Consider the following 24,638-nt stretch of genomic DNA (forward strand, 5'->3'; position numbering starts at 1 on the left):
GGGGGCCCCTCCTTACACCGCAAGCCAGACGGTGACGTCGGTGGGGACGGTGGCGTCGGTCAGGGGGGCGCTGGAGGCCAGCACCGTGGCGCCGTCGGGCAGGGGGGCCGGGGCCGGGCCGAAGTTGGTCAGCACGGTGAGGTCGCCGTTGGCGAACGTCAGCACCTCGTCGCCGGAGGAGAGGAAGCGCATCGGGCCCCGGGCCAGTCCGTGCTCCCGGCGCAGCCGCAGCGCCGTCCGGTACAGCTCGTACGTCGAGCCGGGCACCCCGCGCTGGCGGTCCAGCGCGTACTCGGCCCAGATCGGCGGCTGGGGCAGCCAGCTCGCGTCGGTCGGGCCGAAGCCGTACGACGGGGCGTCGGCCTCCCACGGGATCGGCACCCGGCAGCCGTCCCGGCCGCGCTGGGTGTGCCCGCTGCGCGCCCAGGTCGGGTCCTGCCGGGCCTCGTCGGGCAGCGTGGTGTGCTCCGGCAGCCCCAGCTCCTCGCCCTGGTAGAGGTAGGCCGAGCCGGGCAGCGCCAGCATCAGCAGGCTGGCCGCCCGGGCCCGGCGCAGGCCCAGCGCCACGTCCGGCTGCGGGTCGTCGACGCCGATGCCGTTCATCCGGCCGCCGCCGGTGGTCAGCCCGAGCCGGGAGGCGTGCCGGACCACGTCGTGGTTGGACAGGACCCAGGTGGTGGGCGCGCCGACCGCGTCGGTGGCCTCCAGCGAGCGGGTGATCACCGCGTACTGGGCGGGTGCGGTCCAGGCGGCCATCAGGTACTCGAAGTTGAACGCCTGGTGCATCTCGTCCGGCCGGACGTAGCGGGCCAGCCGCTCGGCCGGCTCCACCCACGCCTCGGCGACCAGGACCCGCTCCCCGGCATACGAGTCGAGCAGCCGCCGCCACTCCCGGTAGACCTCGTGCACGCCGTCCTGGTCCCACATCGGCGGCCGGGGCTTGTCCGCCTCGCTGCCGGAGAGGATCTCCTGCGGCTCCTGCCAGTCGGCCAGGTCGGCCTGCTTGATCAGCCCGTGCGCCACGTCCACCCGGAACCCGTCGACGCCGCGGTCCAGCCAGAAGCGCAGCACGCCGAGGAACTCCTCGCGGACCTCCGGGTTGTCCCAGTTGAGGTCCGGCTGGCCGCTGTCGAACAGGTGGAGGTACCACTGCCCGTCGGGCAGTCGGGTCCAGGCCGGCCCGCCGAACACGCTCTCCCAGTCGTTCGGCGGCTCGGCGCCGTCCGGCCCCTTGCCGTCCCGGATGACGTACCGCTGGCGTTCCGGGCTGCCCGGCGCGGCGGCCACCGCGGCGGTGAACCAGCGGTGCGCGGACGAGGTGTGGTTGGGCACCAGGTCGACGATCACCCGCAGGCCGCGGGCCTTCGCCTCGGCGATCATCTGGTCGGCGTCGGCGAGCGTGCCGAAGAGCGGGTCGACGTCCCGGTAGTCGGCCACGTCGTAGCCGGCGTCGGCCTGCGGGGACGGATAGAACGGGGACAGCCAGACCGCGTCGACCCCCAGTTCGGCGAGGTGGTCGAGGCGGGCGGTGATGCCCGGGAGGTCGCCGATGCCGTCACCGTCGGAGTCGGCGAACGAGCGCGGGTAGACCTGGTAGATGACGGCCTCGGTCCACCAGCCGGTGGCCGGGGCCTGCTGCGTCGCGTCGGTGTTCAGCGCCTTCTCCCTGTCGTGGATGCCTGACGAACGGGTCCGTTCAGTGTGCCCGGGGCGGCGCGGTCGAGTCCCGCACGACCAGCCGAGTGGGGAGGATCACCGAGGTCGGCGTCCGTCCGTCGCCGCCGGCTCCGCGCGGCGCCGGCACCGGTCCGGGGTACGGGTCGGCGGCGCCCGCCCCCAGCGGGTCGAGCAGGATGCGGGCGGCGAGGCGCCCCTGGTCGGCGGCGGGTTGGGCGATGGTGCTCAGCCCGAGCACGCCGGCCAGGTCGTGGTCGTCGATGCCGATCACGCTGACGTCCTGCGGCACCCGCAGCCCGGCGTCGCGCAGCGCGCTGACCGCGCCCATCGCCATCTCGTCGCAGGCGGCGAAGATGGCGGTCGGCGGTTCGCCGCGGGCCAGCAGCTCGGCGGTGGCGTGGGTGCCGCCGTCGATGGTGAACTGGGACTCGACGTCGAGGCTCGGGTCGGGCCGGAGGCCGGCGGCGCGCAGCGCCTCCTGGTAGCCGCGCCGCCGGTCCAGGTGGGTGGTGAACGCCAGCTCGTCGTCCGGGTCGCCGGAGATGTGCGCGATCCGGGTGTGCCCGAGGTCGAGCAGGTGGCGGGTGGCGGTGCGGGCGGCGGCCACGTCGTCGATCCGGACGCAGGGCCAGCCGGGCACCCCGCTGCCGGAGCTGATCGTCACGCCGGGCAGGTCGAGTTTGGTGAGCGCGTGCACGTCCGCCGCGCGCAGCGGCGTGGCGACCAGGATGATCGCGTCGACCCGCTTGTGCAGGCTGGCCGTCCGCAGCACCCGCTGGCGGGTCTGCTCCCGGCCGCCGAGGTTGTAGAGCAGCGTGTCGTAGCCGTGCTGCTGGAGGGAGTCCTCGACCGCCTCCACCACGGTGCCGAAGAACCACCTGGTGATCCGCGGGACCACCACGGCGACGGTGCCGGTCCGGCCGCCGGCGAGCCGGGAGGCGCTGGGCGAGACCGCGTACTGGAGTTGCTCGGCGGCGGCGAGGACCCGGCGGCGGGTGGCGGCCGAGACCGTCGGCAGGCCGCGCAACGCGCGGGAGACGGTGGCCGTGGAGACCCCGGCCAGGCGGGCGACGTCGTCAATCTTGGTCATCGTGGCTCCCCGCTGCGACCCGTGTCCCGCCGCCGCCGGCACACCGGCGGCGGCGGGACGGTGGATCAACCCTTGACGCTGCCGGCGAGCAGGCCCCGCACGAAGTAGCGCTGGAGGGACAGGAACACGATCAGCGGTACGACGATCGACACGAACGCGCCGGCCGTGAGCCGCTGCCACTCGTTGCCCCGGGTGCCGGCCAGCTCGGCGAGCCGGACGGTCAGCGGGGCGGTCTCGTCGCCGCCACCGGCGAAGATCAGCGCGACCAGCAGGTCGTTCCAGACCCAGAGGAACTGGAAGATGCCGATCGCCGCCAGCGCCGGGGTGATCAGCGGCAGCACGATGGTGCGGAAGATCTTCGGGTGGGTGGCGCCGTCGACCCGGGCCGCCTCCATCAGGTCGCCGGGGAGCTGCGAGATGAAGTTGTGCAGCAGGTAGACGGCGAACGGAAGCGCGAAGCAGGTGTGCGCGAACCACACCTGGGCGAACTTCTGCTCGTCGACCAGGTCCCACGCGGGGAGGACCTGGACCCCGGCGATGGTGACGCCGGTGGAGAAGAACCGCAGCAGCGGCACCAGGGCCATCTGGAGCGGCACGATCTGCAACGCGAAGATCCCGATGTAGAGCCAGTCCCGTCCCCTGAAGTTGATCCAGGCCAGCGCGTACGCGGCCAGCGACGCGAACGCGATCGGGAACAGCACCGACGGGATGGTGATCGCCAGCGAGTTGATGAAGTAGCTGGCGAGCTGCCCGGACGAGCCGCTGCTGAACAGCACGTCCTGGTAGTTCTGGAAGGTGAACTGGGGGTCGCGGAAGAACGTCCACCAGCCGGTGGTCTTGATCTGGTTCTCGGGCCGGAACGAGGAGACGAACAGGCCGAAGGTCGGGATCGTCCAGAGCAGCGCGAGCACGATCGAGACGATCGTGGCGGTGCGGCTGTTCAGCCGCTTGCGGACCCGGGCGGCCCGGGTGAGCGGGGCGGCGGGTTGGACGCCGGTTCCGACGGTGGGCGTGGCGGTGGTCATCTCAGCCCTCCCGCTGCTTGCGCAGGTTGCGGATCTGGTAGATCACGAGCGGGAGGACCAGCACGAACAGGAAGACCGCGAGCGCCGAGCCCTGCCCGTTCTCGCCGTACCGGAACGCCTGGTTGTACATCTCGTTCGCGATCACGCTGGTGTCGTAGTTGCCGTTGGTGGCGGTGCGGACGATGTCGAAGACCTTGAGCGTGGCGATGGAGATCGTCACCACCACCACGATCAGCGCCGGCCGGATGCTCGGCATGGTGATCCGCCAGAACATCTGCCACGCGGTGGTCCCGTCCAGCCGGGCCGCCTCGATGATGTCCGCCGGAATGGCCTTGATGGCCGCGGAGAGCACCACCATGGCGAAGCCGGCCTGGATCCAGATCATGATCACGATGAGCAGCAACGTGTTCAGCGGCGAGTCCAGCAGCCACTGCTTCGGCTCGCCGCCCAGACTGACCACGATCTGGTTGAGCAGGCCGATCTGCTCCTGCCCGTCGCCCCGGTAGGCGTAGACGAACTTCCAGATGATCGCCGCGCCGACGAACGAGATCGCCATCGGCAGGAAGATCAGCGACTTGGCCGCCGACTCGAACCGGGCCTTGTCCACCAGGACCGCGTAGATCAGCCCGAACGCGCTGGCCAGCAGCGGCACCAGGAGCACCCAGACCAGCGTGTTGAGCAGCACCCGGACGATCGAGTCCTCGGCGAACATCCAGGCGTAGTTGTCCAGCCCCACCCACTCGGTGCTGCCCGAGTCCATGAACGAGAGCAGCGTGGTGCGGACGGCCGGGATCACCAGCCCGACGGTCAGCAGCAGCAGCGTCGGCAGCAGGAAGAAGAACGCGAAGGCGCCCTCGCGCGGCTTGCGCCGCCGGGGTGCCGGTCCGCCGCCCGCCGCGACCGCTACCAGTTGCGCCTCCCGGCGCCGGGCGAACCACGTCGGCACCACGTCGAGGAGCAGGAGCAGCCCGCCCACCACCGCGACGAAAGCGATCAGCCCGTACATCAGCATGAGGAACTTCGGCTGTTCCGCCGCGAAGTCGAACTCCATCAACCCTCCCTCAAGGGTTCGGATGCGGGCGGGTGGCCCGGCCCGTGCACACGGACCGGGCCACCCACGCGGATCACTTCCAGCTGCCCTCGATGTCGTTCAGGACGGTGGTGGTGTCCTTGCCGTTGATCCAGGCCACCATGCCCTTCCAGAACGTGCCGGCGCCGACCGCGGCCGGCATCAGGTCCGAGCCGTCGAACCGGAAGACGGTCTTCTCGTCCTGGAGGATGCCCACGGAGAGCTTGTCCACCGGGTTCGGGACGTTGTTGATGTCCAGCTTCTTGTTCGCGGACACCCAGTCACCGATCTTGGCGCGGCTGTTGGCGTACTCGCCGGAGGCCAGGTAGGTCTGCACCGCCTGGATCTCGGGCCGGTCGGCGAAGGCCGCGACGAACTCGCCGCCGCCCAGCACCGGCTTGCCCTTGGCCGGGTCGATGGCCGGGAAGTAGAACGCGAAGACGTCGCCGTCCTCGGCCACCTTGGTGCCCTTCGCCCACTGGTTGGCGTAGAAGGACGCCTGGCGGTGCAGCGCGCACTTGCCGGTGAGGACCGGCGCGCCGGCCTCCTGGAACGAGGTGGTGGCGATGCTCTTCACGCCGCCGAAGCCGCCGTTGACGTACTTCTCGTTCTTCAGGATCGTGCCCGCCTGGTTGACGGCGGTGGCGACCTGCGGGTCGTTGAACGGGATGCCGTGGGTGGTCCACTTGTCGTAGACCTCGGGCCCGCCGGTACGCAGCAGGACGTCCTCGATCCAGTCGGTGGCCGGCCAGCCGGTGGCGTCACCGGACTCGATGCCGGCGCACCACGGCTTGGTGCCGCTCGCCGCGATCTTGTCGCTGAGGTCGATCAGCTCCTGCCAGGTGGTCGGGACCGACCAGCCCTTCTCCTTGAAGGTCTTCGGCGAGTACCACACGAAGGACTTCACGTTGGAGCCGAGCGGGGCGCCGTAGAACTGCCCGTTGACGGTGCTGTACTTCAGCCAGTCGGGGGAGTAGTTCTGCTCGGCCATGGCCTTGGTGTCGGCGCTGGCCGGCTTGAGCTTGCCGGAGTCGACGAACCGCTTGAGCAGGCCCGGCTGCGGGATGAAGGCGATGTCGGGGGCGTTGCCGCCGTCCACCCGGACGGGGAGCTGGGCCTCGAACTCGCCGGAGCCCTCGTGGTCGATCTCGATGCCGGTGCAGTCCTCGAACTCCTTCCAGGACTGCTGGAGGCGCTCGTCCTCGATGTCCCGGATCGACGAGTAGATCGAGACCTTCTTGCCGTCGTGGCCCTGGTACTTCTCGTATGCGGCGCACTCGGCCGAGCCCGCCTTGTCGCTCTTCTTGTCGTTGCCGGTCCCGCAGGCGGCGACGCCGAGCGCCAGCCCCAGCACGCCGGTGACCGCGAGAGCCTGGCGCGATCTGGCAAACGCCATGCCGATCTCCTTCCTTGCCGGCGCGTGGGGGAAATCGAATGCGCGCCGGTCCGATGGTCGTGCACACATGTAAGCGCTTGCATCCCGTCCGGTCCACCCCCGGTCGGACACGGCCCGGTAACAATCCCGAAATCCGGACACCGGCGCTGGGCGCGCTCCCACGAATCTTCCGTCGGACGGAACTTTCTGCCACGCTGTCCGTATCAGATTGAAGACTTTCAACATAGGAGGTAGTGGATGCGCAAGCGGTGGCTCAGTTTGGCGGCGGGTGTCGCGGTCCTGGCCGCGACAGTGGTCCCGGCGGCGCCGGCGATGGCCGCGCCGACGTTCAAGGTTCCGTTCCCGTGCAACCAGTCCTGGTCCGGCCAGACGCGGACCAACCACAGCCCGGCCAACGCGATCGACTTCAACCGCACCGACGACCTCGGCGACCCGGTGGTGGCCAGCGCGCCCGGCACCGTCGACGTGGTGACGAACCTCGGTGACACGAGCTACGGCAAGTACGTCCGGATCAACCACGGCGGCGGCTGGACGACCTACTACGCGCACCTCAACGCGTTCAACGTCTCGGTCGGGCAGACCGTCGGCTACGGCCGGGTGATCGGGTACGTCGGCACCACCGGTGGCTCCACCGGCCCGCACCTGCACTACGAGCAGCGCTCGAACGGCAGCGCCGTGAAGATCAATTTCAACGGCGCGCAGGCCCTCTACTGGGGCACGAAGACCTACACCAGCGACAACGGCTGCGCCGGCGCGGACACCGGGGCCGGCACGGTGAACACCTCCGGCACGGCCCTGACGGTCCGCTCCGGGCCGGGCACCGGCTACAGCGCGGTGGGCACGGTGGCCGACGGGGCCAAGGTGACGATCTACTGCCAGACCAGCGGCACCAGCGTCACCGGCACGTACGGCACCAGCTCCATCTGGGACCGGATCGGCTCCGGCCGGTTCATCTCCGACGCGTACGTCTACACCGGCTACGACGGGTACATCCCCGGCGTGCCCCGCTGCTGACCCCCGGTGGGCGCGGGGGCGTCGGCTCCCGCGCCCGCCCCGGTCAGGTGTTCAGCCGCCAGATGGCGAAGTTGAGCGCGGCGGCGAACGTGACCCACGCCCAGTACGGCAGCATCAGCAGCGTCGCCGGCCGGGACACCCGCCGGAACAATGCCACGGTCACGCCGATCGCCAGCCACATCAGCACGATCTCGGCGAACGCCAGCCCGTAGCGGCCGGCGCCGAAGAAGAGCGGCGTCCAGACGGCGTTGAGCACCAGCTGGACGCACCAGGCCCAGAGCGCGGGACCGAACCCGACCCGGCGCCAGACCAGCCAGCCGGCGATCGCGATCAGCGCGTACAGCACGGTCCACACCGGGCCGAACAGCCACGACGGCGGTGCCCAGGCGGGCTGTTCCAGGTTCTGGTACTCCGCGGAGGTGCCCCGGACGCCCAACCCGCCGATGGCGGCGGCGGCGAACGTGGCGGCGCCGAAGCCGAGCAGGGCCCACCACTTCCGGGCCCCGGCGGTACGCCGGTCGGCGCGTTGCGACATCTCCATGGTCGAGATATTGCCGCTGGCCGGGGGAGGCAAACCCCGCCGGATACGGAAAACGCCGGGATCGTCGGGTCCGGACGCTCCGGTCTGGGAGGACAGAGCGCCGGGCCCGACGACCCCGGCGGGTCTCGGGTGCTGCGGACGGGCGGTTACGTGTTGAAGATGCTGACACCACCCGGGCCGACCAACAGGCCCACCACGATGAGGACGATGCCCCAGAGGATCTGCCGACGGAAGAGGGCAAGAATTCCGGCGACCACGAGTACGACTGCGAGAATCCAGAGAATCAGCTCCATGGCGGCTGGATACCCGGCGGCCCGATCCCGGAAACCTCCCTCTCAGTCAACCTGATCCCCGAGGTGGAAGACGCTGTAGGCCTGCTTGATCACGGGGTGCGCGACGTTACGGACCCGCACCCCGCCCGGCGTGGTGCCGCGCTCGGTGCCGTGATGGGCGTGCCCGTGCAGGGCCAGCGCGGTGGGCGCCGAGTCGATCGCCTGCCCGAGCTGGTAACAGCCGAGGAACGGGTAGATCTCCAGCGGCTCGCCGGCGAGCGTGTCCGGCACGGGGGCGTAGTGGGTGAGCGCCACCAACGCGTCGCACTCCAGCGCGAGCAGCGCGGCCGCCAGCGCGTCGGCGCTCTCCCGGGTGGTCCGCACGAACGATTTCATCTCCGGCTCGCCGAAGTCGCTGGCGCAGCGCCCGGCGAACCCGCCGCCGAAGCCCTTCACACCGGCCACGCCGAGCCGCCCACCGGGGCACTCCAACACCGTGCCGGTGCCCTCCAGCACGGTGATCCCCGCGTCCTCGAGCACCTTGACCACCTGCGGCACCTGGTCGCACTGGTGGTCGTGGTTGCCGAGCACGGTGATCACCGGCACGCCGAGATCGCCGAACTCCCGCGCCACGCAGCGCGCCTCGGCCTCCGTGCCGTGCCGGGTCAGGTCGCCGGCGAGCAGCAGCACGTCGGCGCAGTCCGGCAGCTCCTCCAGCGCCGGACGGAACCGCCCCACCACGTCCTCGTCCACGTGCACGTCGCCGACGGCGGCGATCCGGATCACCATCGAACCTCCCTCACGGCAGTTCCTCCACCTGGGTGGGCGCCTGCGTACGGATCACACCGATGTCGCTGGTCACCGGCGTGTCCGGGAAGCGCTCGGCCACCCGCCGCAGGATCTCCTCGCGCCGGTGCGGGCTCTCGACCTCGCCGGAGAGCACCAGCCCGCGCTCGCGGCGCAGCACCGTGATGCCCTGCTCGGCCACGGACGGGTCCTCCGTCAGCATGTTCTGGATCTCCGCCTCGACGTACTCGTCGGGTGGCACGTCGCCGGGCTGTCCGGTCACTGGGTCTCCCTTCCGCCGGGCACGCCGCCGGGCAGCACGTCCAGCCGGTCGAGCAGCACCAGGAACGCCTCCGCGTACGGCGAGTGCTGCGTTTCCTTGCGTACCCGGTCCCAGTCGATCTGTTCCCGCAGCGAGCGGGCGAGCGGCAGGGCGCGGGCGAAGTCGCAGTAGTGCTGGGAGAAGCTGAGCAGCTTGTGCACCATGAGCTGGCTGGCCGAGAGCACCGGCATGTGGATCGCGTCGACCGGCCGCACGATGGTGTCGGCGAACGTCTCCTCGGTCACCGGGGTCTCGATCGGCCGGTGGATCAGGTCCACCATCCGGCCCTCGTCGTAGACCTTGACCAGCCAGTCCTCCGGTGGGCGCTCGGCCGTGAAGCCGGCCTCGACCAGCGCCTCCAGCGCCCGGTCGACGTCGGCCTCGCGGAGCAGGAAGTCGACGTCGTGGTCGCTGGAGTGGCCACCGTGGGCGTACACGGCGAAGCTGCCGCCCAGGGCGAACGGGATCTCGGACTGCTTGAGCACGGCGGCGACCTTCTTCAGCGTGTGCACCAGGGTCTCGTCCCCGCGCTCGGCCATCTGGGTCTCCCGTCGTCGTCGTGGGCGGTGAGATTGAGTTGCGTACCCGGCGGACGCTCCGGTCACACCTTCCGCGTCCACCTGGGGAGGAACGCGACAAAAAGTCGCTTGCGAGCACCCGTCGGATAACCTCGGGGAGGTGGCCAGCTCACTGCGGACGCGGCGCGGCGGAGCCCGACTGCGCACCGTCGCCCTGATCGGTATCGACGGCTCGGGCAAGACCACCCAGGCCCACCTGCTCGCCGAGGCGCTGACCGCGGCCGGCCACCGGGCCACCTACCACCGCAACGCCGGCGGTCGACGCTGGCTCGGCCGGCTCGCCCAGCGGGTCGGCCGCCCGGACGCGCAACGCCTCGTCGGGCGCGACGGCCTGCTCGCGGTCGAGTCCGTGCTGCGGTGGCTGGCCATCGCGCTCGCGCTGCTGAGCTGCCTGGTGACCGGCCGCACGGCGGTGATGGACCGGTGGTCCGTCTGCCAGTACGCCAGCATCCGGGCGCACGGTGGGCAGCGCTGGGAGCGGCTGGCCCGGGCCGGCTACCGGATCTTCCCGCCGCCCCGGGTCACCATCCTGCTGACCGTGGACCCGGCCGAGGCGTACCGGCGGATCGAGCGGCGCGGCACCGACCACGAGAGCATGCGGTGGCTCACCGCCGCCGACGCGGCCTACCGGGCGCTGCCGGAGTACGCGGGCTTCGTGGTGGTGGACGGCGGCGGCCCGCCGGAGGAGGTGTCCCGCCGGATCCGGGCGCACCTGAGCGAGTGGCTGCCGGACGATCCGTCCACGCTCGCCGGCCCGTCGCCGGACGGCACCCCGCGCCCGTCGGGCGGCGGCCGGGACGGCCCGGTGCCGGCTCAGGCCCGCCCGTAGACCGGGACGCTCGCGCCGCTCGTCGGGGCGGACTCCGGGCCGGCCAGGAAGCGGATCACCGCCGCGATCTCGGCCGGCGGCACCCACCGCCGGTGGTCCGCCTCGGGCTGGGCGGCCTGGTTGGCCGGGGTGTCGATGACGCTGGGCAGCACCGTGTTGCAGCGCACCCCACGCGGTCGGTACTCCACCGCGATCGCGTTCGCGAACGCCTGCACGGCGGCCTTGGCGGTGGCGTAGCCGGCCGCGCCGGGGAACGGGGCCACCGCCGCCCGCGCCGACACGCAGACCACCGCGCCGCCGCCGGCCGCGACCAGGTGCGGCAGCGCCGCCTGGGTGACCAGGTAGGTGGGGCGCAGGTTGATCCGCAGCATCCGCTCGAACTCCTCGACCGGTGTCTCGTGCACCAGCCCGCCGCTGGCGTACCCGCCGACGAGGTTGACCACGGCGCGCAGCGGCGCCGCCGGCTCGGCGGTGGCGGCCGTCACCGCCGACGCGGCCCCCTCGGGAGTGAGCAGGTCCGCCACCACCGGAATCGGACCGGACGGCTCGGGCGTCGTCGGGCCGCCCTCCCGACCGGGTACGACCACCCGCCAGCCGTCCCGTAGGAACGCGGCGGTGACCGCGCCGCCGAGCCCACCCGTGCCTCCGGTCACCAGCACCGTGCGATCCGCCATGGCCACACGTTAGCCGCCGGGGACGCCGAGACGCCGGGACGCCGGTCCGGCGGCGGGCCGTGCTGCCGGCCGTCCGCTGCCGGCCGCACCCGATGGTCACGGAGAGCGAGACGGAGGCGCGGCAGTCGGACGGGCCGCCGTCGCCTTTGCTCTGCAGCCATCCCCGCAGCAGAAACCGAGAGCAACCACCCGAACTGCCGGCCCGCGCCGATCCCGCTCGCCCCTGCCCAGGTAGAGGAGTTGCTGCGCATATGTGTGCAGAGCAAAGGCGGCGGAGGGATGTCTCGCCGCCCCTCCGCCGCAGTCACGCTGAGAGACCAACTCCATCGTCGCTGTCCGTGACGTCGCCGACGCAGGCGGGACGGTTCACCCGGCTGACCGGTGGTCCGGCGGCGGCCGTCCGGGCCGAAGGGTCGGCGTGCGGTCGATCGGACGATCCTCCGGCGGGCGCGAGACGACCGGACCGGAGGAGGCGGCCGGGCTGCGGTAATGGGACCCTGGGCACGGGGAACGGGCGCGGATGGCGGTAAATTTCCCGATACGCGGCGTCATGGTTGACGCTCACGCCCAGTGAAAGTAAGTTTCATCCGTGGCGAAGAGTCCGAAGATTTCTGCGAGTCACGAGCCCGGTGGACTGATCGTCCACATCAGCGGCCTCCTGCCCTCGCTGTCCCCGGCCGAGCAGCGGGTGGCCCGGCTGGTCGTCGCCGATCCGGCGGACGCGGCCCGGCGCACGATCACCGACCTCGCCACCGCCGCCGAGACATCCGAGGCGACCGTGATCCGGTTCTGTCGCTCGGTCGGCATGAACGGCTACCCCCAGCTGCGGATCCGGCTCGCCGCCGAGGCCGCCCGCCGGGTCGAGCCGCCGGACGCGCGGGTCGTCGGCGGCGACATCCCGCCCGGCGCCGACCTGGCCCAGATCATCGCCACCATCGCGTTCAACGACGCACGGGCCGTCGAGGAAACCGCCGAGCAGCTCGACCCGGCGGTCTGCGAGCGGGTGGTCGAGGCGATCGGCGCGGCCGGCCGGATCGACGTCTACGGCGCGGGCGCCAGCGGCTTCGTCGCCTCGGACTTCCAGCAGAAGCTGCACCGCATCGGCCGCATCGCGTTCTACTTCCCGGACGTGCACACCGCGCTCACCTCCGCCGCGCTGCTGGGCCGCGGCGACGTCGCGGTCGGCATCTCCCACACCGGCACCACGTCCGACGTGATCGAGGTCCTGGAGCAGGCCCGGGCGCGCGGCGCCACCACGGTGGCGCTCACCAACTTCCCCCGCTCACCGATCACCGAGGTCGCGGACCACGTGCTCACCACCGCCGCCCGGGAGACGACCTACCGGTCCGGCGCGACGGCCAGCCGGCTGGCCCAGCTCACCGTGGTCGACTGCCTCTTCGTCGGGGTGGCCGCCCGGAGTCGGGCCCGCACCAAGAAGGCCCTCGAGGCCACCGCCGAGGCGGTCCAGTCGCGTCGGGTGGGTCCCGGGCGGAGGCGGGCATGACGGCGGGTCGGGTGGAGCGGGACGAGGTGACCGCGGTGCGTCCGGTGGTGCGGGTCGGCGCGCCGACCGAACGGCGTAACCCGCACAGCGTCGACCTCGACCTGATGTCGACCCGGGACGTGCTCGCCGTGATCAACGAGGCGGACCGGCGGGTGCCGGCCGCGGTGGCCGCCGTGCTGGACGAGATCGCCGAGACCGTCGACCTGGCCGTGGCCGCGCTGCGCGGCGGACGCCGGGTGCACTACTTCGGCGCCGGCACCTCCGGCCGCCTGGGCGTGCTGGACGCGGCCGAGCTGGCGCCCACGTTCAACTCGCCGCGGCACTGGTTCTGCGCCCACCTGGCGGGCGGCCCGGAGGCCATGTGGCGGGCCGTCGAGGACGCCGAGGACGACGAGCGCGGCGGTGCCGCCGAGGCCGCCAAGTGTGTCCGCGCCGGGGACCTGGTGGTCGGCCTGGCGGCCAGCGGGCGCACCCCGTACGTCCTCGGGGCGCTCGCCGCGTCCCGGTCCCAGGGCGCCGGGACGGTGCTGCTCTGCGCGAATCCGGAGGCCGAGGCCGCCGCGTCGGTGGACGTGTTCATCGGGGTGGACACCGGACCCGAGGTGGTCACCGGGTCGACCCGGATGAAGGCAGGCACCGCGCAGAAGCTGGTGCTCAACACGTTCTCCACGGCCGTGATGGTGCGTCTCGGCCGGGTCTACTCGAACCTGATGATCGACATGGTGGCCACCAACGCCAAGCTGCGCGGCCGGATGATCTCGATCCTGATGGAGGCCACCGGCTGCGCCGAGGAGGTCTGCGCCGTCGCGTTGCGCGAGGCCGACGGCGATCTCAAGACCGCCCTCGTCTCGCTGGTCTCCGGCGCCGAGGTGCCCGCCGCCCGGGCCGCCCTGGCCCGCGCCGCCGACCAGGTCCGCGGCGCTCTGGCCCTGCTCGCCTCCTGATCCCACCGGATCCCACCCGCCGGGCGCATCCGCCCGGCGGGTGCGACGCGTATCACGGGGTGGGAGGGGACGGCTCTCCCGGTGCGGATTGTTCAACGAGGCGGAGGGTAATCCTTCCCCGTGGCTGAACCGACCGGTCCACGGGCGCGTATCAGGCAGTGACCAGGATCCCAATGTGGCGGTGACGCGGCTCGCTGTGTTCATGGAACGGGCAATGGTGCCATTCCATGGGCGGACGGCGATTTCGCTGTTCCGGACCCCGTTCACCAGGGGGTCCGCCGGCCGTCGAGCAAGGGGTCCTGACAGGAAACATGGACCGGGCTCTCAGGTAGCACTCAGGCATTCGTGACAGTTTCGACTCACGACATGGAATCCCCGACACGTCTCATCTGTTGTGTAGGTGTCAGCACCTACGGGCACAGCGGAGGTTACGGGGAGGGCTGATGAACGTGGGGATGGCAAGGAACCGGGCAACCGGCGCGAGCGAGGGGACCGTGGCAATCGTGGACAAGAACATCGGCATGCGTACCGACGAGGTCGCCGAGGAGCGGGACCTGGTCGGCGTCTACCTGCACGAGATCTCCCGGACGCCGCTGCTGGACGCCGCCCGGGAGGTCGACCTCTCCAAGTCGATCGAGGCCGGCCTCTACGCCGAGCACCTGCTCGACACCGACCGGATCCCCGACGGGGCCACCCGGGAGGAACTGGAGCGCGTGGTCGCCGACGGCGAGCGGGCGAAGGACCTGTTCATCCGCGCGAACCTGCGGCTGGTCGTCTCCATCGCCCGCCGCTACGTGCGCTCCGGCATGCCCATGCTGGACCTGATCCAGGAGGGCAACACCGGCCTGGTCCGGGCGGTCGAGAAGTTCGACTACGAGCGGGGCTTCAAGTTCTCCACCTACGCGACCTGGTGGATCCGGCAGGCCATCAGCCGGGCGATCGCCCAGCAGGAGCGGACCGTACGGCTGCCCGTGCACCTGGTGGAGGACGTCAACCGGATGCGCAACGTGGCCCGGCAGCTCACCCGCGAGCTGGGCGCCGACCCGGAGCCGGAGCAGATCGCGGCCTCGCTCGGCGTCACCGTCGAACGGGTCAACGAGCTGGTCCGCTGGTCGCAGGACACCGTCTCGCTGGACACCCCGGTGGGCGACGACGGTGACACCAACCTCGGTGACCTGGTCGCCGACAGCGACGCCCCGTCGCCGGAGGAGATCGTGCTCACCGGCCTGGAGCGGCAGCGGATCGAGGGGCTGCTCAACCACCTCGACGACCGGTCCGCCGGCATCATGCGGGCCCGCTACGGCCTGGAGGACGGGCGGGAACACTCGCTGACCGAGGTCGCCTCCCGGTTCTCGCTCTCCCGGGAGCGGATCCGCCAGCTCGAGATCCAGGCCCTCGGCCGGCTCCGCGAGCTGGCCCGCGCCGAGGGGTTGCAGGCGGCCTGAGCTGGTAGTAATGAACGACGAAACGGCCGGCGTCCGACAGGGGGACGCCGGCCGTTTCGCTGCCGTGGATCAGACCCGGCCGTAACCGGCGATCGACATGATGTTCATGCCGCGTTTGCTGACGTTGCGGCCCGCGCTGGGCGCGTCGATGATCTGACCGCCGCCGACGTAGAGGGCGACGTGCCCGAGCCCGGAGTAGAACACCAGGTCACCCGGTTGCAGCGCGCTACGGCTGATCCTGGTCGTGGCGCTCCACTGGGCCGCCGCGTTGTGCGGCAGCGACTTCCCGGCGGCCCGCCAGGCGGCCAGCGTCAGGCCCGAGCAGTCGTAGCTGCCGGGGCCCTCGGCACCCCACCCGTACGGCTTGCCGACCGCGCCGTAGGCGTACCGCACCGCCACCCCGGCCTTGCCGGAGACGGCCGGCGGCTTACCCGCCGAACTCGCCTTGGCCGGCGCCTCGGTGGATCGCCCGTACGCCTGGCGGCGCATCTCGTAGAGGCGGGACAGGTCCCCCTCGATCCGCTTCTTACCGGCGGCGAGCTGCTTGGCCTGCGCCGCCTCCCGGGCCAGCGTGACGTCCAGCTTGGTCTTCTGGTCGATCAGCCGGCGCTGGTCGGCGGTGAAGCCGGTGATGGTGCGCTGCCGCTGGCGGGTGAGCTGGTCGAGCGTGCCCAACCGTTCCGGCAGCGCGGCGGTGCCGCCCGGCTCCAGCAGCGCCGCCGCGGTGCGCATGCCACCGGTCTTGTACGCCGTGGCGGCCAGCACGCCCACGTCGGCGCGGCTCCGCTCGGCCTGTTCCTGCAACGGGCCGATCCTGGCCTCCAACGTGGCGGCCTCGGCCTTGTTGGCCTTGATGTCCTCGTTGAGCTTGTTGTAGGACTCGACGATTCGCTCCAGCTCAGTCGAGGACTTCTCGATCTGCTTCGTCAGCTCGGCGGGGGTGGGCTCGGCCCGAGCCACCGACGCCGGGGCGAGCAGCGCGGCCGACAGGCCGGCCACCGCCAGCGAGCGGAGCAGCATCCGTAAGGACGACAAGAGCGGAAAGCTCCTCTCCATGGTCGCCGGGCCGCGTCTGCACGACCCGTCGACGCCGGACCGGCGCCATCCGGGCGGATGGCGGTCGACCGGACCGACCTGGACAACCTAACCCGTGATCGGAGTGAACGGGAGTTCAAGCAGGGGCGAAAGTTGGCAAAGTGTCGGAAAGTGACAATGATGACGTTCACGATCGGTGACCGTTTCCGGCGTGGCGAATGCGCCACACAATGGGACCCGGATTCGGGATTCCCATCGCGGGATCCCTGCCCCGGGAGGCCACCGTGCAGACCGACCACTCCGCCACCCACCCGCCCCGCGCCACCGCGCCCGGCCTGCTCTACGCCCGGCCCGGCATCGTCGTGACCACCGAACGCTTCACCGTCGGCCGCACCAGCTGGCCGGTCGCCGAGATCACCCAGCTCCGGACCGCCCGCGGCCCGCACGACCGGCTCGCCGTCCGGGCGGTCGCCGGCACCGCCGCGCTCATCGCCTCGGCCGGGCTGCTGCTCGGCTTCACCGGCGGCCTGCAACGGCTCACCGCCGGGGCGTACCTCACGCTCGGCGCGGTCGGCCTGCTGCCGCTGCTGCTCGTGCTGGTCGGCGACCGCTGGCGGCCCCCCGCGTACGACCTGTGGGGCCGGATCCGGGGCGCCGAGGAACTGCTGTTCAGCAGCGACGACGAACGGCAGTTCGGGCAGGTCGCCGACGCGCTGCGCCAGGCCCGGGAGCGGGCCCGCCGCGACGGCCGGACCGACCCGCCGGGCACCGGCCCGTGGCGCCCGGCGCGCTGAACCCCGGTCAGCCGGCGACCGGCTCCGGGGTGCGGCGCCGACGCTCGGCGGCCACCCAGTGGCTCACCCGCCGCTCCGCGTAGAACGAGACGAACGGCACGGTGCCGGCCAGCATCACCAGCAGCATCCGCTTCAGCGGCCAGTCGGCCCGGCGGGACAGGTCGAACGTCAGCGCCAGATAGAGCATGTAGAGCCAGCCGTGCGCGACACCCACCACGGCCACCACGCTCGGGTTGTCGAAGCCGTACTTCAGCGGCATGCCGATCAGGACCAGCACCACCAGCGCCACGCCCACGATCCAGGCGATCACGCGGTACCGGGTAAGGGCTCCGCCCACCGTCGTCCGTCCTTCCGCACCGGCCTCAGCCGGGATAGTCGCCGGGCCGGGCGCCCGGATTGGCGTTCAACCAGGAAAGGTAGCGGTTGTACGCGGCCAGCTCGCCGTCGTCCGCGCCCTCGGCCGGCGTCGACGGCACCCGGGCGACGCGCACCGGCCGGCGTACCGCCGGGGTCGGCGCGACCGGCTCGTCGCCGGCGGTCGCCGGCGGCGCGTCCTCCGCCGACGGACCGGGCGCGGCCCGCAGCGCCTGCCGCACCTCGCGCCACCAGACGAAGACCACGAAGCCGGCGAAGACCGGCCACTCGATCGCGTACCCGAAGCTCAGCGCGTTGCCCCCGGCGGCGCGGGTGACCTGCCACCAGCCCAGCCCGAGGAAACCCACCACCAGCACGACCATGGCCACGTGGCGGGCGATCCACGCCGGTGTCCGGAGCCGCTGCATGCCATCGAGGGTACCGGGGCCGGCGGCCGTCTCCGACGCGGCGTCGTAGGTGGCGTGGGTTTGGTGGCACAGCGGTTGGGCATCCGTCTAGTCGCCAGCCCGAACGAGACGAGGGGGCGACGATGACCGAATCGGTACGCCGGGACACCAGCCCGGAGCAGCGCGTCACCGAGTGGGACGGGGACCACGCCCGCGCCGGGGCCACCGACGGCGACCTGCCCGGCGTGGACCCCGCCGAGCTGAGCGACGAGGACCTGATCCGGGAGGTGCGGAGCCTGCACCGGACCCGCCTGGACACGCTGCGGCACGCCACCGACTCCGCGCTCGCCAACCACCTGCGCCGCACCGCCGAGCTGGAGACCGAGTACCTGGCCCGGCACCCCGGCCGGGAGATCGACCCGCACCGGCTGCGGGAGGCCTGATGGCCAGCCACGCCGAGCGCGGCATGTCCGCGCCGCCCGAGGTGGTGTTCAGCACCGCCACCGACCCGGACCGGTCCGCCGCCTGGCTGCCCGAGGAGCTGCGCGGCTCCGGCGCCTGCCGGGTGGAGGTGCTCGACGCCGACGACATGCGGGCGCGGTGGAGCAGCGCCGACTGGTCCGCGGAGATCGACGTGGAACCGGCCGACGCCGGCGGCGCCCGCGTCCGGCTGAACCTGGCCGGCCCGGACCACGGCCTGGCCGACGAGATCCTGGCCAACCTCGACCGCGAGGTCGGCGACAATCTGACCGCCGGCTGAGCCCGGCCGGCATGACGACGAGGGAGACCGGGTTGACCGGGAGTGGCCTGAAGCAGAAGGTGGCGCGCCTGCGCCAGGCGTACGCGCCGCACGAGCACCGGCCGCTGGAGGGTTACCTGAAGGCGATGGGCACCTACGCCGGCGTGACCGGCGCGCTGGTCGGCCTGGTCCGGGCCACCGGCCGGCCGGTGCCGGAGCGGCCCTCACCCGGTGACGTGGTGCTGCTCTCGATCGCCACGCACAAGCTGAGCCGGCTGCTGTCCAAGGACGCCATCACCAGTCCGCTGCGGGCGCCGTTCACCCGCTACGACCACCCGATCGGCAGCGGCGAGGTGATGGAGCAGGTCCGGGACGAGGGCAGCCCCACCCGGCACGCGCTCGGCGAGCTGGTGAGCTGCCCGTTCTGCCTGGCGGTGTGGGTGGCCACCGGGCTCACCGGCGGCCTGGTGCTGGCCCCCCGGCTGACCCGGCTGGTGGCCACCGCGCTGACCGCTGTCGCCGCGTCCGACTTCCTCCAGATGGGGTACGCGGTGGCGCAGCGGGCCGCCGAGGGCGGACACCACGAGGAGTGACCACGACGACGAGGGGGCCGGCGCGTACGCGCCGGCCCCCTCGTCGTACCACTCGATCAGGTGGGGGTGGTGCCGTGGTCCTCGCCGGCCCAGCCGCGCGACGTCTCCGGCTCCCGCTCGTCCTCCCCGGTGACGATGTCCCGGTCCACCGCGGTGCGGTCGTGCTCGTTGGCGAAGTCCGGCTCCGGCAGCGTGTCCACGCCCTCCGGGGGCTGGCCGAGCGCCGCCAGGTGCTCGTGCTCGGGTTCGCGGTCGGTCATGTCGGGTCCTCTCGTCGGCGCGGGGGCTCAGGCGACCGTGCCACCCAGCAGGTCCGCCACCTCGTCCACCGCGTACTCGCCCTGGGGGAGCGCGGCGATCCGGGTGAGCAGCTCCGCCGGAAGCTCGGCGGCCACCGCGCGGCGGTAGATGTCGGTCTGACTGATCCGCTCCTGGCCGTGGTAGAGGTCGTCGAGCAGGTCGTCGAGCGGCCTGGTGTCCGGCTGCTCGGTCACTGGCGCGTCATCGGTCACGCCGACCACCTACCCGGCCCCGAACCGGTCAAACGCCGCCCAACGGAGCTCAGGCGGGGGTGGGCAGCGCGGCGCGGCGGGCGCGGACCGCCTGGGCCAGGTGGTCGAGCACCTCGTCGGTGGTGTCCCAGCCGATGCAGGCGTCGGTGACCGACTTGCCGTACTCCAGCTCCCGGGTCGGGTCCAGGTCCTGCCGGCCTTCGTGCAGGAAGCTCTCCAACATGATCCCCACGATGCCGCGCTGCCCGGCGGCGAGCTGCCCGGCCACGTCCGCGGCGACCAGCGGCTGGTTGCGGTGGTCCTTGCCGCTGTTCGCGTGACTGGCGTCGATCACCACGCGCTCGGGCAGTCCGGCGGCGCGCAGCAGGTCCAGCGCCCCGGCCACCGACTCCGCGTCGTAGTTGGGCCGGCCACCGCCGCCGCGCAGCACCAGGTGCCCGTCGGCGTTGCCCCGGGTGTGCATGATCGCCGGGATGCCGGAGACGTCGATGCCGGGGAAGACGTGCGGTACGCCGGCCGCCCGGATCGCGTCGACAGCCGTGCCGATGCTGCCGTCGGGGCGGTTCTTCATGCCGATCGGCATGGACAGGCCGGAGGCGAGCTGCCGGTGCACCTGGCTCTCCACGGTCCGGGCGCCGATCGCGCCCCAGGCCACCGTGTCGGCGATGTACTGCGGGGTGATCGGGTCGAGGAACTCGCAGCCCACCGGCAGGCCCAGCCGCAGCACGTCGAGCAGGAGCGCCCGCGCGGTCCGCAGACCGGTGTTCACGTCGCCCGAACCGTCCAGCGCCGGGTCGTTGATCAGGCCCTTCCAGCCCACCGTCGAGCGCGGCTTCTCGAAGTAGACCCGCATCACCACCAGCAGGTCGTCGGCGACCCGGTCGGCCGCCTCACGCAGCCGTCCGGCGTACTCCAGCGCGGCGGCCGGGTCGTGCACCGAGCACGGGCCGACCACCACCAGCAGTCGGTCGTCGGCGCGGTCCAGCACCCGGGCGACCGCGCGCCGGCCGGTTATGACGGCCTCGGCGAGCGGCGCGTCGAGCGGCAGGTGATGGTGGAGCAGGGCCGGGGTGGTCAACGGCACGACGCGGTCGATCCGCTGGTCGATGACCCGGCGGGCGTCCGGAGACGTGGTCACGGTGGGAATCCTTCCGCCGACCGCGCCCCGGGGCCGGCGCCCAGGGTGTCGAGCCGGCTGCTCGCATGCGAAAGGGCAGGGAATCATCCCTGCCCGGCCGGCTCGAAGAGGAGGTGACGTCAGCTCACGGTCGAGTCACCGGCTCCTCCAGCCGGCTGCCTAAACCATCGATACGACCGCGTCACGTCAGCCAGCGTACCCGACGCGCCCGGGAATGCCCGTGCCGTTCCGCCAAGCGGGACGCGGGGTATGGAGGAACCCATGAGCCACCATCAGAGCGACCAGGACCGGATCGAATCCCGCGCGCACCTGCTGCCCGAGGAGGTGGCGGCGGGCAGCGACGACGCGCAGGCCCAGGCCGACGCGATCCTCGCCGAGTCGGATCTCCGGGAGGAGGACCAGAACGCCGCCCCGGACACGGTGCTGGAGCACCGCACGTCCGCCGAGACCGTCACCCCCGTCGAGCCTCCCGACTGAGCGGCGCGCCCCGGCCGCGGCGGGACCCCCGGTAACTGGCGTCCCGCAACCGGGCCAGCGGGCCGGCCAGCCGCAGCCCGGGCGGCACGTTGCCGATCGGGTCGAAGGCCGGCACGGCGTCCTCCGGGTCGCCGTGCCGGCCACCCAGGCGCACCTCGCCGAACGGCCGCCACGGACCCGCCGCCGAGGCCACCGCGAGCACCAGCCGGGGCTCGTCGCCGGCCACCGCCGCGTCCGCCTCGGCGAGCGTGCGACCCAGGTCGGGTGAGTCCGGGTCGGCCAGCACGGCCAGGAACAGCCGCCGGGCCCCGGCCCGGAACGACATGATCGAGGTGTACGTCCCGGTGAAGCGCCGCCGGGGCAGCGGCAGGTTGCGTAGCACCGGCGCGGCGCCGCTGGAACTGACCAGCAGATCGATCGGTGGTTCCGGGGCCCGGTGCAGCCGGACCGCCACGCCCAGCACGTCCGGCCAGCCGGGCGGCGTCGGCGTGCCCTTGGAGAGCCGGACGGTGGCCGGCCACCGGCCGGGCAGGTCCAGCAGCGGTACCCCGGTCGGCGGTCCCGGCGTACCCCAGATCATCGCCTCGGCGGCGAACACACGACCGGCGGGATGCAGCAGCCGGGCGTGCCGGAGCCGGGCCAGCGCGGCGGCGGCCCGCTCGACGGCGGACGGTGCGGGGGTCATGCCGAGCTGATACCCAGTCCCGCCGCGACGACGCGGGCGCGGGCGCCCTTTCCGCCCACCGGATCGGATAGCGTCGTGCCATGCCCGACAGCGGTTTCCCCTGGCCGATCGAGACGACCCGACTGGACAACGGCCTGCGTGTGGTGGTGAGCGAGGACCGCACCGCCCCGGCCGTGGCGGTCAACCTCTGGTACGACGTGGGGTCCCGCCACGAACCGGCGGGCCAGACCGGCTTCGCCCACCTCTTCGAGCACCTGATGTTCGAGGGCTCGGTGAACGTGGCGAAGACCGAGCACATGAAGTTGATCCAGGGCGCCGGCGGCTCACTCAACGCGACCACCAACCCGGACCGGACCAACTACTTCGAGACCGTTCCGGCCGAGCACCTGGAGTTGGCGCTCTGGCTGGAGGCCGACCGGATGGGCGGTCTGGTGCCGGCGCTCACCCAGGAGACGCTCGACAACCAGCGCGACGTGGTGAAGAACGAACGGCGGCAGCGCTACGAGAACGTCCCCTACGGCGACGCCTGGCTGCGGCTGCTGCCGCTGCTCTACCCGCCCGGCCACCCCTACCACCACGCCACGATCGGGTCGATGGCCGACCTGAACGCCGCCGACCTGGCCACCTTCCAGGCGTTCCACACCACCTACTACGCGCCGAACAACGCGGTGCTCACCGTGGCCGGCGACGCCCCCGCCGCGGAGGTGTTCGCACTGGCCGACAAGTACTTCGGCGGCCTCGCGCCGCGCCCGGACATCCCGGCAGCCCCGGACGGCCGCACCGTGCCGGCCACCGGCCGGCCGGCGGTGGAGACGGTCACCGCCGACGTGCCCGCCCCCCGCGTCTACCTCGCGCACCGCACCCACCCGTTCGGCGCCACCGGGTACGACGTGACCACGGTCCTCGCCACCGTGCTGGGCAGCGGCCGGGGCAGTCGGCTCTACCAGCGGCTCGCCGACGGCGAACGGATCGCCCAGCCGGACCTGATCGGGGCGTACGGGGTCGACCTGGCGCACGCGCCGGCCCCGCTGATCGCCACCGCCACCGCCCGCCCCGGCGTGACCGCCGACCGGCTGCGCGACGGGCTGGCCGAGGTGGTCGACGAACTGGCCACCGTGCCGGTGACCGCCGCCGAGCTGGACCGGGCCAAGGCGCTGCTGAGCACCTCGTGGTGGCGGCAGATGTCCACCGTGGACGGCCGCGCCGACACGCTCGGCCGCTACGCCACCCAGTTCGGCGACCCGGCCCGCGCCGCCGACCGGCTGCCCGGCTGGCTCGCCGTCACCGCCGAGCAGATCGCCGAGCAGGCCGCCGAGCTGCTCGGCGCCGCCGACCGGGTGATCCTGACCTACCTGCCCGAGGAGACCTCATGACGCTGATCGCCACCCGTCCCGGCCCGGGCGCCGCCCGCGCCTACCGGTTCCCGCAGGTGGTCCGGCGGACGGTGGCCGGTGGTCGGGTGGTCGCCGCGCACCTGCCCGGGCAGAACCTCGCCGTCGCGTTGCTGCTGCTCGACGGTGGCGCCGGCCGGGAGCCGGTCGGCAAGGAGGGCCTCGGCGCGGTGCTGGCCAAGGCGCTGGAGGAGGGCACCGCGCACCGGGACGCCACCACGTACGCGTTGGCCATCGAGGCGCTCGGCACCGAGCTGGTGACCGGGCTCGACTGGGACTCGTTCCAGGTCAGCGTGCAGGTCCCGGTGGACCGGCTGAGCGCGGCGGTGGAGCTGATGGCCGAGGCGGTCCGCACGCCGCGGCTCGATCCGGCCGACGTGCTGCGGGTCCGCGACGACGAGGCGACCGCGCTGCGGATGGACTGGGCCAACCCGGGCCCCCGCGCCGACGCGGTGCTGCGCGCGGACCTGTTCGGCGTCGAACACCGGTGGGGCCGCCCGCTCTACGGCGACCCGGACAGCGTGGCCGCGCTGGAGGCGGACGACGTCACGGTCTTCCACTCGGAGTGGTTCATCCGCCCCGGCACGCTGATCGTCGCCGGCGACCTGGAACGGATCGACCTGGACGCGCTCGGCGCGGCGGCCTTCGTCGGCACCGGTGGCGGCCCGGTCGACCGGGGCGGCCCGATCGAGGTGCCGCTCGCCGACCGGCGGCGGATCATCCTGGTCGACCGGCCCGGCTCGGTGCAGTCGACGCTGCGGCTGGGCCACCCGTCCCCGCACCGCGGCCACCCCGACCACGTGCCGATGACGCTCGCCGGCACCGTGCTCGGCGGCGCGTTCACCTCCCGCCTCAACCACCTGATCCGCGAGGTGCGCGGCTACACGTACGGGATCCGGGGCGACTTCGCCTCGTCGCGCCGGTTCGGCCGGTTCGCGGTCAGCTCCGGCGTGCAGACCGCGGTGACCGCGCCGGCGCTCGTGGAGTCGGTGGGCGAGGTCTCGCGTACCCGGGAGACCGGGGTGACCGAGGAGGAGCTGGAGGTGGCCCGCTCCTGGCGGGCCGGGCAGCTCTCGGTCGAGTTGCAGAGCCCGCGGGCGATCGCGTCGGCACTCACCACGCTGGTGGTGCACGACCTGCCGGACGACTACCACGCCACGCTGCGCGAGGCGCTGCTCGCGGCCACCGCCGAGGAGGTCTCCGCGGCCGCCGCGACGCATCTGCACCCGGAGGCGCTGACGCTGGTGGTCGAGGGCGATGCGGCGGTGATCCGGGACGAACTGGTGGCCGCCGACCTCGGCGAGGTGGTCGACCACGCCTGACCGGTGGGGGCGGCGGGGTGTGTGA

General features: G+C 72.7%; 30 protein-coding genes. 12 read left to right on the top strand and 18 right to left on the bottom strand.

Features of this window, described 5'->3' with window-relative positions:
- Positions 1-12: 12 nt before the first annotated feature.
- The 5 genes from C8054_RS13085 to C8054_RS13105 all read right to left on the bottom strand — a co-directional run bounded on the left by C8054_RS13085 (position 13) and on the right by C8054_RS13105 (position 6,257).
- A complete protein-coding gene (locus tag C8054_RS13085; protein ID WP_107157059.1) occupies positions 13-1,656 on the bottom strand; it encodes an alpha-amylase family glycosyl hydrolase in 1,644 nt (547 codons plus the stop codon).
- Between the two features lie 40 nt (positions 1,657-1,696).
- Positions 1,697-2,767, bottom strand: a complete 1,071-nt coding sequence (locus C8054_RS13090) for a LacI family DNA-binding transcriptional regulator (protein WP_107157060.1) — start codon at positions 2,765-2,767, stop codon at positions 1,697-1,699.
- 65 nt (positions 2,768-2,832) lie between these two features.
- A complete protein-coding gene (locus C8054_RS13095; protein WP_107157061.1) occupies positions 2,833-3,792 on the bottom strand; it encodes a carbohydrate ABC transporter permease in 960 nt (319 codons plus the stop codon).
- A 1-nt stretch (position 3,793) separates the two neighbouring features.
- Positions 3,794-4,843: a carbohydrate ABC transporter permease gene (locus C8054_RS13100; RefSeq protein WP_107157062.1), complete on the bottom strand. Its 1,050-nt coding sequence runs from the start codon at positions 4,841-4,843 to the stop codon at positions 3,794-3,796.
- Between the two features lie 73 nt (positions 4,844-4,916).
- A complete protein-coding gene (locus C8054_RS13105) occupies positions 4,917-6,257 on the bottom strand; it encodes an ABC transporter substrate-binding protein (RefSeq protein ID WP_107157063.1) in 1,341 nt (446 codons plus the stop codon).
- Between the two features lie 237 nt (positions 6,258-6,494).
- Here C8054_RS13105 and C8054_RS13110 point away from each other — a divergent pair, with 237 nt between their 5' ends.
- The gene (locus tag C8054_RS13110; protein ID WP_107157064.1) at positions 6,495-7,271 is read left to right on the top strand and encodes a M23 family metallopeptidase; all 777 of its coding nucleotides are present in this window, start codon (positions 6,495-6,497) and stop codon (positions 7,269-7,271) included.
- A 43-nt stretch (positions 7,272-7,314) separates the two neighbouring features.
- Here the strand turns inward: C8054_RS13110 and C8054_RS13115 are convergent, their stop codons facing one another.
- From C8054_RS13115 to C8054_RS13130, 5 genes are all read right to left on the bottom strand, one after another.
- Positions 7,315-7,812 carry a TspO/MBR family protein gene (locus tag C8054_RS13115; RefSeq protein ID WP_107157065.1) on the bottom strand — a complete coding sequence of 166 codons (498 nt, stop codon included), beginning with the start codon at positions 7,810-7,812 and terminating at the stop codon, positions 7,315-7,317.
- Between the two features lie 146 nt (positions 7,813-7,958).
- On the bottom strand, positions 7,959-8,105 hold the full coding sequence (locus C8054_RS32285; protein ID WP_013288160.1) for a GPGG-motif small membrane protein: 147 nt from the start codon (positions 8,103-8,105) through the stop codon (positions 7,959-7,961).
- Between the two features lie 42 nt (positions 8,106-8,147).
- Entirely contained in the window at positions 8,148-8,873 is a 726-nt protein-coding gene (locus tag C8054_RS13120; protein WP_107157066.1) for a metallophosphoesterase, read from the bottom strand.
- Between the two features lie 10 nt (positions 8,874-8,883).
- Positions 8,884-9,093, bottom strand: a complete 210-nt coding sequence (locus C8054_RS13125) for a hypothetical protein (protein ID WP_233219622.1) — start codon at positions 9,091-9,093, stop codon at positions 8,884-8,886.
- A 56-nt stretch (positions 9,094-9,149) separates the two neighbouring features.
- Complete coding sequence (locus C8054_RS13130) at positions 9,150-9,956, bottom strand: nucleotidyltransferase (protein WP_306766814.1); 807 nt, start codon at positions 9,954-9,956, stop codon at positions 9,150-9,152.
- Between C8054_RS13130 and C8054_RS13135 the strand changes: the two genes are divergently transcribed.
- On the top strand, positions 9,871-10,599 hold the full coding sequence (locus C8054_RS13135; RefSeq protein ID WP_107157069.1) for a dTMP kinase: 729 nt from the start codon (positions 9,871-9,873) through the stop codon (positions 10,597-10,599). The genes C8054_RS13130 and C8054_RS13135 overlap by 86 nt on opposite strands.
- On the opposite strand, the gene C8054_RS13140 is transcribed toward C8054_RS13135, so the two are convergent.
- The gene (locus C8054_RS13140; protein ID WP_107157070.1) at positions 10,584-11,273 is read right to left on the bottom strand and encodes an SDR family NAD(P)-dependent oxidoreductase; all 690 of its coding nucleotides are present in this window, start codon (positions 11,271-11,273) and stop codon (positions 10,584-10,586) included. The genes C8054_RS13135 and C8054_RS13140 overlap by 16 nt on opposite strands.
- Positions 11,274-11,862: 589 nt before the next feature.
- On the opposite strand from C8054_RS13140, the gene C8054_RS13145 reads away from it, so the two are divergent.
- The 3 genes from C8054_RS13145 to C8054_RS13155 all read left to right on the top strand — a co-directional run bounded on the left by C8054_RS13145 (position 11,863) and on the right by C8054_RS13155 (position 15,166).
- Positions 11,863-12,777: a MurR/RpiR family transcriptional regulator gene (locus C8054_RS13145; protein WP_107157071.1), complete on the top strand. Its 915-nt coding sequence runs from the start codon at positions 11,863-11,865 to the stop codon at positions 12,775-12,777.
- On the top strand, positions 12,774-13,721 hold the full coding sequence (gene murQ / locus C8054_RS13150; protein ID WP_107157072.1) for an N-acetylmuramic acid 6-phosphate etherase: 948 nt from the start codon (positions 12,774-12,776) through the stop codon (positions 13,719-13,721). The genes C8054_RS13145 and murQ overlap by 4 nt, the downstream gene beginning before the upstream one ends.
- A 455-nt stretch (positions 13,722-14,176) precedes the next feature.
- On the top strand, positions 14,177-15,166 hold the full coding sequence (locus C8054_RS13155) for an RNA polymerase sigma factor RpoD/SigA (protein ID WP_199199734.1): 990 nt from the start codon (positions 14,177-14,179) through the stop codon (positions 15,164-15,166).
- A 69-nt stretch (positions 15,167-15,235) separates the two neighbouring features.
- Here C8054_RS13155 and C8054_RS13160 read toward each other — a convergent pair whose 3' ends face one another.
- Entirely contained in the window at positions 15,236-16,201 is a 966-nt protein-coding gene (locus C8054_RS13160; protein WP_107157074.1) for a C40 family peptidase, read from the bottom strand.
- A gap of 284 nt (positions 16,202-16,485) precedes the next feature.
- Here C8054_RS13160 and C8054_RS13165 point away from each other — a divergent pair, with 284 nt between their 5' ends.
- Positions 16,486-16,995, top strand: a complete 510-nt coding sequence (locus C8054_RS13165; protein ID WP_107157075.1) for a DUF6232 family protein — start codon at positions 16,486-16,488, stop codon at positions 16,993-16,995.
- A 7-nt stretch (positions 16,996-17,002) separates the two neighbouring features.
- Here C8054_RS13165 and C8054_RS13170 read toward each other — a convergent pair whose 3' ends face one another.
- Both C8054_RS13170 and C8054_RS13175 read right to left on the bottom strand, forming a co-directional pair.
- Positions 17,003-17,332, bottom strand: coding sequence for a DUF3817 domain-containing protein (locus C8054_RS13170; RefSeq protein ID WP_107157076.1), 330 nt, complete (start codon positions 17,330-17,332; stop codon positions 17,003-17,005).
- Between the two features lie 25 nt (positions 17,333-17,357).
- Positions 17,358-17,777, bottom strand: a complete 420-nt coding sequence (locus tag C8054_RS13175; protein WP_107157077.1) for a hypothetical protein — start codon at positions 17,775-17,777, stop codon at positions 17,358-17,360.
- Positions 17,778-17,899: 122 nt separating this feature from the next.
- On the opposite strand from C8054_RS13175, the gene C8054_RS13180 reads away from it, so the two are divergent.
- The 3 genes from C8054_RS13180 to C8054_RS13190 are packed head-to-tail and all read left to right on the top strand — an operon-like array spanning position 17,900 to position 19,088.
- Entirely contained in the window at positions 17,900-18,199 is a 300-nt protein-coding gene (locus C8054_RS13180; RefSeq protein WP_107157078.1) for a DUF6158 family protein, read from the top strand.
- On the top strand, positions 18,199-18,516 hold the full coding sequence (locus tag C8054_RS13185; protein WP_107157079.1) for an SRPBCC family protein: 318 nt from the start codon (positions 18,199-18,201) through the stop codon (positions 18,514-18,516). The genes C8054_RS13180 and C8054_RS13185 overlap by 1 nt, the downstream gene beginning before the upstream one ends.
- Before the next feature lie 11 nt (positions 18,517-18,527).
- Positions 18,528-19,088, top strand: a complete 561-nt coding sequence (locus C8054_RS13190; protein ID WP_199199728.1) for a DUF1360 domain-containing protein — start codon at positions 18,528-18,530, stop codon at positions 19,086-19,088.
- A 56-nt stretch (positions 19,089-19,144) separates the two neighbouring features.
- On the opposite strand, the gene C8054_RS13195 is transcribed toward C8054_RS13190, so the two are convergent.
- Genes C8054_RS13195 through C8054_RS13205 form a run of 3 tightly spaced genes read right to left on the bottom strand, consistent with a single transcriptional unit; the run spans position 19,145 to position 20,747 of the window.
- A complete protein-coding gene (locus C8054_RS13195) occupies positions 19,145-19,348 on the bottom strand; it encodes a hypothetical protein (RefSeq protein ID WP_107157081.1) in 204 nt (67 codons plus the stop codon).
- A 27-nt stretch (positions 19,349-19,375) separates the two neighbouring features.
- Positions 19,376-19,600, bottom strand: coding sequence for a hypothetical protein (locus C8054_RS13200; protein WP_091069627.1), 225 nt, complete (start codon positions 19,598-19,600; stop codon positions 19,376-19,378).
- Between the two features lie 49 nt (positions 19,601-19,649).
- Positions 19,650-20,747 (bottom strand): 3-deoxy-7-phosphoheptulonate synthase, encoded by a 1,098-nt coding sequence (locus C8054_RS13205; RefSeq protein ID WP_107157107.1) that lies wholly within the window; start codon positions 20,745-20,747, stop codon positions 19,650-19,652.
- 252 nt (positions 20,748-20,999) lie between these two features.
- Here C8054_RS13205 and C8054_RS13210 point away from each other — a divergent pair, with 252 nt between their 5' ends.
- The gene (locus C8054_RS13210; RefSeq protein WP_107157082.1) at positions 21,000-21,215 is read left to right on the top strand and encodes a hypothetical protein; all 216 of its coding nucleotides are present in this window, start codon (positions 21,000-21,002) and stop codon (positions 21,213-21,215) included.
- Here the strand turns inward: C8054_RS13210 and C8054_RS13215 are convergent.
- Positions 21,190-21,900: a phosphodiesterase gene (locus tag C8054_RS13215; RefSeq protein WP_107157083.1), complete on the bottom strand. Its 711-nt coding sequence runs from the start codon at positions 21,898-21,900 to the stop codon at positions 21,190-21,192. The two genes, C8054_RS13210 and C8054_RS13215, sit on opposite strands and share 26 nt — an antisense overlap.
- 80 nt (positions 21,901-21,980) lie before the next feature.
- On the opposite strand from C8054_RS13215, the gene C8054_RS13220 reads away from it, so the two are divergent.
- Together C8054_RS13220 and C8054_RS13225 are read left to right on the top strand one after the other, a co-directional pair.
- A complete protein-coding gene (locus C8054_RS13220) occupies positions 21,981-23,273 on the top strand; it encodes a pitrilysin family protein (protein ID WP_107157084.1) in 1,293 nt (430 codons plus the stop codon).
- Positions 23,270-24,613, top strand: coding sequence for a pitrilysin family protein (locus C8054_RS13225; protein ID WP_107157085.1), 1,344 nt, complete (start codon positions 23,270-23,272; stop codon positions 24,611-24,613). Before C8054_RS13220 ends, C8054_RS13225 begins: the two co-directional genes overlap by 4 nt.
- Positions 24,614-24,638: the final 25 nt, after the last annotated feature.

It is taken from the genome of Micromonospora sp. RP3T (assembly GCF_003027925.1).
Lineage (GTDB): Bacteria > Actinomycetota > Actinomycetes > Mycobacteriales > Micromonosporaceae > Micromonospora.

Excerpts from the sequence above, each read along its gene's own strand:
- C8054_RS13090 (WP_107157060.1), bottom strand. The coding sequence starts at position 2,767 with ATGACCAAGATTGACGACGTCGCCCGCCTGGCCGGGGTCTCCACGGCC.
- C8054_RS13095 (WP_107157061.1), bottom strand. The coding sequence starts at position 3,792 with ATGACCACCGCCACGCCCACCGTCGGAACCGGCGTCCAACCCGCCGCC.
- C8054_RS13100 (WP_107157062.1), bottom strand. The coding sequence starts at position 4,843 with ATGGAGTTCGACTTCGCGGCGGAACAGCCGAAGTTCCTCATGCTGATG.
- C8054_RS13105 (WP_107157063.1), bottom strand. The coding sequence starts at position 6,257 with ATGGCGTTTGCCAGATCGCGCCAGGCTCTCGCGGTCACCGGCGTGCTG.
- C8054_RS13110 (WP_107157064.1), top strand. The coding sequence starts at position 6,495 with ATGCGCAAGCGGTGGCTCAGTTTGGCGGCGGGTGTCGCGGTCCTGGCC.
- C8054_RS13115 (WP_107157065.1), bottom strand. The coding sequence starts at position 7,812 with ATGGAGATGTCGCAACGCGCCGACCGGCGTACCGCCGGGGCCCGGAAG.
- C8054_RS32285 (WP_013288160.1), bottom strand. The coding sequence starts at position 8,105 with ATGGAGCTGATTCTCTGGATTCTCGCAGTCGTACTCGTGGTCGCCGGA.
- C8054_RS13120 (WP_107157066.1), bottom strand. The coding sequence starts at position 8,873 with ATGGTGATCCGGATCGCCGCCGTCGGCGACGTGCACGTGGACGAGGAC.
- C8054_RS13125 (WP_233219622.1), bottom strand. The coding sequence starts at position 9,093 with ATGCTGACGGAGGACCCGTCCGTGGCCGAGCAGGGCATCACGGTGCTG.
- C8054_RS13140 (WP_107157070.1), bottom strand. The coding sequence starts at position 11,273 with ATGGCGGATCGCACGGTGCTGGTGACCGGAGGCACGGGTGGGCTCGGC.
- murQ (WP_107157072.1), top strand. The coding sequence starts at position 12,774 with ATGACGGCGGGTCGGGTGGAGCGGGACGAGGTGACCGCGGTGCGTCCG.
- C8054_RS13155 (WP_199199734.1), top strand. The coding sequence starts at position 14,177 with ATGGCAAGGAACCGGGCAACCGGCGCGAGCGAGGGGACCGTGGCAATC.
- C8054_RS13175 (WP_107157077.1), bottom strand. The coding sequence starts at position 17,777 with ATGCAGCGGCTCCGGACACCGGCGTGGATCGCCCGCCACGTGGCCATG.
- C8054_RS13180 (WP_107157078.1), top strand. The coding sequence starts at position 17,900 with ATGACCGAATCGGTACGCCGGGACACCAGCCCGGAGCAGCGCGTCACC.
- C8054_RS13185 (WP_107157079.1), top strand. The coding sequence starts at position 18,199 with ATGGCCAGCCACGCCGAGCGCGGCATGTCCGCGCCGCCCGAGGTGGTG.
- C8054_RS13190 (WP_199199728.1), top strand. The coding sequence starts at position 18,528 with ATGACGACGAGGGAGACCGGGTTGACCGGGAGTGGCCTGAAGCAGAAG.
- C8054_RS13195 (WP_107157081.1), bottom strand. The coding sequence starts at position 19,348 with ATGACCGACCGCGAACCCGAGCACGAGCACCTGGCGGCGCTCGGCCAG.
- C8054_RS13210 (WP_107157082.1), top strand. The coding sequence starts at position 21,000 with ATGAGCCACCATCAGAGCGACCAGGACCGGATCGAATCCCGCGCGCAC.
- C8054_RS13215 (WP_107157083.1), bottom strand. The coding sequence starts at position 21,900 with ATGACCCCCGCACCGTCCGCCGTCGAGCGGGCCGCCGCCGCGCTGGCC.
- C8054_RS13220 (WP_107157084.1), top strand. The coding sequence starts at position 21,981 with ATGCCCGACAGCGGTTTCCCCTGGCCGATCGAGACGACCCGACTGGAC.
- C8054_RS13225 (WP_107157085.1), top strand. The coding sequence starts at position 23,270 with ATGACGCTGATCGCCACCCGTCCCGGCCCGGGCGCCGCCCGCGCCTAC.